This window comes from Frankia sp. CoWAU3, assembly GCF_977971855.1.
The window spans coordinates 8189-12869 of the sequence record NZ_CDWWXB010000047.1; the positions used below are offsets into that span (position 1 = coordinate 8189).

General features: G+C 75.6%; 3 protein-coding genes. All 3 read right to left on the reverse strand.

Annotated elements, in window-relative coordinates; translation table 11 throughout:
• The coding region (locus AC08ON_RS06965) for a cobyrinate a,c-diamide synthase (RefSeq protein ID WP_476616655.1) at positions 1–1378 on the reverse strand (1378 nt) is incomplete at its 3' end.
• Positions 1375–1983: a cob(I)yrinic acid a,c-diamide adenosyltransferase gene (gene cobO, locus AC08ON_RS06970; RefSeq protein ID WP_476608404.1), complete on the reverse strand. Its 609-nt coding sequence runs from the start codon at positions 1981–1983 to the stop codon at positions 1375–1377. The genes cobO and AC08ON_RS06965, both read right to left, overlap by 4 nt.
• Positions 1980–4157: a VWA domain-containing protein gene (locus AC08ON_RS06975; protein ID WP_476608405.1), complete on the reverse strand. Its 2178-nt coding sequence runs from the start codon at positions 4155–4157 to the stop codon at positions 1980–1982. The genes cobO and AC08ON_RS06975 overlap by 4 nt, the downstream gene beginning before the upstream one ends.
• Between the last annotated feature and the right edge of the window lie 524 nt (positions 4158–4681).

A 4681-nucleotide genomic window follows, 5' to 3' on the forward strand; every position in this document is an offset into this window, starting at 1 on the left:
TGCGACCCACGGTCGCCGTCCCCCGACGGCCCGGGGGGCGGGCCGCGGCGCCGTGGGCGGGGGACGGCGACCGTGGGTCGCACGGCGCCCGGCCGGGTGGGGGCCGTAGGACCGTACGGTGGAACTCGTGGGCGTGCACGGTGGTCCCGGCCGCCGCCAGGGGGCTGTCCGCAGCGGCGATCGCGCTGCGGTAGCCGAGGGTGAGCCGCGGGCCCATCACCGCCTCCACGTCGAGAACCCCGCACATCGGCGCGCCGTCCAGGGTGCGGGCCAGGTAGAGCAGTCCGGCGCACTCGGCTGCGACCGGCCCGCCGCGGGCGGCGAACGCGGCGACCTCGGCGCGTAACCGGGCGTTGTCGGCGAGCGCGGCGACGTGCTCCTCGGGGAAACCACCGCCGATGATCAGGGCGTCGGTTCCCGGTGGCAGCGTCTCGTCGCGCAGCGGGTCGACGGGGACGACGTCGGCGCCCGCGGCGGTGAGCAGCTCGATGTGTTCGGGGTAGCCGAAGGTGAACGCGGCTCCCCCGGCGACCGCGACCCGCGGGGGCCGGTCGGGCATCTCGGGCATCGCCGGGTCCGCTGTGGTGACCGCTGCCGGTCCGGCCGCGGCGAGCACGGTGGCCGGCTCCCAACGCGCGACGCGCAACGGCGGCGCGGTGCGTGCCACCCGCAGCAGGGCGTCGAGGTCGCAGGCGGATCCGACCAGCGCGCCGAGCCGGTCGACGGCGGCGACGGCGGCGGGTCTGCGTTCCGCCGCCGGCACCAGACCGAGATGCCGCGAGGGGGTGTGGACGGCCTGTTCCCGCGGCAGCGCGCCGAGCACGGGCACGGCGATGTCGTCGAGTGCCTCGGTGAGCAGGTCGCGGTGACGGGGGGAACCGACCCGGTTGAGGATCACCCCGGCCAGGCGGATCCGCCGGTCGAATCCGCGGAACCCGGCGACGAGCGCGGCGATCGAGCGGGCGGCGCCGGAGACGTCGACGACGAGCACGACGGGGGCGTCGAGCAGCCGGGCGACGTGCGCGGTGGAGGCATGGTCGGCCTGCTCACCGGGACCGGGACGGGCCACCCCGTCGAACAGGCCCATCACCCCTTCGACGACGGCGAGGTCCGCGCCGCGGGCCCCGTGGGCGAACAGCGCGGCGATGCGCGCCGCGCCGCAGAGCACCGCGTCAAGGTTACGGCCCGGCCGGCCGCAGGCCAGCGCGTGGTAGCTGGGATCGATGTAGTCCGGGCCGACCTTGTGCGGGGAGACGTGCAGGCCGCGGGCGGTGAACGCGGCCATCAGCCCGGTGGTCACCGTCGTCTTGCCGGCGCCGCTGGCCGGGGCGGCGAGAACCAGCCGGGGAATGTCGATCTCCGCCCGGGGCTCGCTCACCACTCGATGCCCCGCTGCCCCTTTTGCCCGGTGTCCATGGGATGGCGGACCTTGGTCATCTCGGTGACGAGGTCGGCGGCGTCGAGCAGCTCCCGGGGGGCGCGCCGCCCGGTGACGACGACATGCTGGCGGCCGGGGCGGGAACGCAGGACCTCGACGACCTCGTTGACGTCGAGCCATCCCCAGCGCAACGGGTAGGTCAGTTCGTCGAGCACGTACAGCCGGTAGGTCTGGGCGGTGAGGTCCCGGGTGATCTGCGCCCAGCCCTCCCGGGCAGCGGCACCCGGGTCGCCGTCCGGGTCGACCCGTTCGCGCACCCAGCTCCAGCCCGCGCCCATCTTGTGCCAGGTGACCGGGCCGCCCTGGCCGGAGTCGGCGAGGACGTGCAGCGCGCGTTCCTCGCCGATGCGCCACTTCGCGGACTTGACGAACTGGAACACTCCGACCGGCCAGCCCTGTGACCAGGCGCGCAACGCCAGACCGAACGCGGCCGTCGACTTCCCCTTGCCGTTGCCGGTGTGAACCATCAGCAGCGGCCGGTCGCGGCGCTGGCGGGTGGTCAGCCCGTCGTCGGGGACGGTCTCGGGCTGTCCCTGCGGCGTCAACAGGCCACCTTTCCGGACGTCGCGCGGGGCGTCGTGCGGGGAGTGAGATGGTGCAGGGCGTCCAGCGGGATCGTGACGCCGCCGAGGGCGCCCGCGAGCCGCTGGGCCAGGCCCAAGCGCAGGAAACCGTTCTCGCAGTCGACGACGACGCTGCTCAACTCACCCCGGCCGCCGCCACGCCCCCCGGTACCGGCCGGCCCGCCCGTCGCCGGTCCGGCCGCGCCACCGGCGGCGCGCACCAGCGCGCGGGCCACCGGCAGCGGGTCGCCCCCGGCGGTCGCCCGGCCGTCGGTGACGACCACGAGCAGGGCCCGCCGCGTCGGATCACGGCGCCGTTCGGCGCGCAGGACCTCACCGGCGAGGCCCAGCCCGGCGGCCAGCGGGGTCCGCCCGCCGGTGGGCAGCGCGCGCAACCGGGCCGCGCCCACCTCCACGCTCGAGGTCGGCGCGAGCACCACCTCCGCTCCCGACCCCCGGAAAGTGATCATCCCGATCCGGTCGCGGCGCTGGTAGGCGTCGACGAGCAGGGCCAGCACGGCCGTGGTGACCAGGGTCATCCGCGCGCGGGCGGCCATCGACCCGCTGGCATCGACGACGAACAGCACCAGGTTGCCCTCCCGGCCGACGCGCACGGCGCCACGGCGGTCCGCCGGGACCAACACGAGGCCGGGTCCGCACCGGCCGCGGGCGGCCTGGAACGGGGCGGCGGCGAGCAGGGTCGCCGGCAGATGCAGGCCGGGTGCGTCCGCGGCGGTGGTGACGAGCGCGCCGCGGCTGCCGCGGGCCGGGGATCGACGTCCGGTGGCTCCCGAGGAGGTTCCGAGGCCGGCGACGGTGAGCAGCCGCGGCCGGCTCGCCGCCGCCGGTGCGCCGGCGAGCCGGGTCGAGGCCGCCGTCGCGGTCGAAGACGCCGACGGGGACGGTCGTGCCGACCACCGGTCCCCGTCATCCCCGCCGTTCCCCGCGCCGCGGTTCCCGTCCCCCGCACCGTCGCCGCCGTGGGAACCGCCGTCACCACGGGGCGCGCCCCCCGAACCGCCGCCGTCGGGCGGGTCGTCATCGGGGCGTGCATCGTTCACCGGTACCCCGGATTCCCCGGCACCGGATCCGCCGGCTTCACATTCGCCGGCCTCGCGTTCGGCCCCGACGCGCTCGTCGAGAGCGGCCAGGGCCTCGTCGAGGACGGCGTCGAGGGTCTCGTCGTCCATTCCGGGGGCGTCGAACGGGCCGCGGCGGCGGCGATGCGGTAGCGCGAGACGGGCACCGGTACGGATGTCGGCGGCGAGCACCGTGGCGCGCCCCGCCCACGCGGCGAGTGCCATCGCGGTCTTGGCCAGCACCACGTCGGCGCGCATGCCGTCGACGTCGCAGCCGGCGCAGATGGCGGTGACAGCCCGCAGCGCCGCGTCGGTGAGCCGGACCGTGCCGAGCCGGCCGCGGGCGGCGACGACCCGGGCCGCGAGTTCCGCCTCCGCGTCCGCCCAGGTCGCGGCGAACCCGGCCGGGTCGGCTTCGAACGCCAGCCGGCGGCGGACGACCTCCGCGCGCACCGCCGGGTCACGGCTGGCCGCGACGTGCACGGTCAGCCCGAACCGGTCGAGCAGCTGCGGACGCAGCTCGCCCTCCTCCGGGTTCATCGTCCCGACCAGCAGGAACACCGCCGGATGGCGCACCGACACCCCGTCGCGTTCGACGTGGGCGACCCCGAAGGCGGCGGCGTCGAGAAGCAGGTCAACGAGATGGTCCCCCAGCAGGTTGACCTCGTCGACGTAGAGCAGCCCGCGGTGGGCGGCGGCGAGCAGACCCGGGCGCAGAACGCTGACCCCGTCGGCCAACGCCCGGTCCAGGTCGAGGGAACCGGTTAGCCGGTCTTCGGAGGCGCCCACGGGTAGTTCCACCAGCCGGGCCGGACGGGTCAGTGACGGCGACGGCGCGGGATGCGGGCCGTCGGGGCAGTCCGGTGACGGCGCGTCGGGCGCGCAGGAGAACCGGCAGCCCTCCATGACCGTCACCGGGGGCAGCAGGGCGGCCAGGCCGCGCACGGCGGTGGACTTGGCGGTGCCCTTCTCCCCACGCACGAGGATTCCGCCCAGCGTGGGGGAGACCGCGTTGAGCAGCAGGGCCAGGCGCAGGTCGTCCATGCCGACCACCGCCGACAGCGGGAAGCTCACCACGGTGTCGACGCCGTCGAGGCAAGCGGGTGTCGCCGGTGCGTCGTGTGCACCGGCTGCGGCTGACAGGATCGACAGGATCGACAGGACGGATACCACGGATGCCGATGCGGCGCGTGCGGTCGATGTGGCAGTGGTACGGGCATGCCGGGGTCCTCCCAGGGTCCTCGCCCATGGTCATCATGGCGACGGCCGGAGTATCCTGGCTCCCGGATCGACGCGCACCTTCGGCCTTCCAGCCGCCGCTGCGGCCGTGGCCCGTCGCCCCGCCGGGGCGGCTCGGGGTTCCTCTCCGGACCCCTGGTCGGGCGATCGCCGGGCACGCCCGCCTCCTCGTCGGCGAGCCTGCCCAGGAAGGGTGCGCTTCCCGGTGACAGTGGCGGGACCGCGCCGGACTCGCACCGGCTTCCTCCCCCTGCTGTCGCGTCTGTCAGCATGACATATCCGTCGGCGACCAGTACGTCGTCTCGACGACCAGGACGTCGAGACGACGTACTGGTCGCCGACGGATATGTCATGCTGACAGA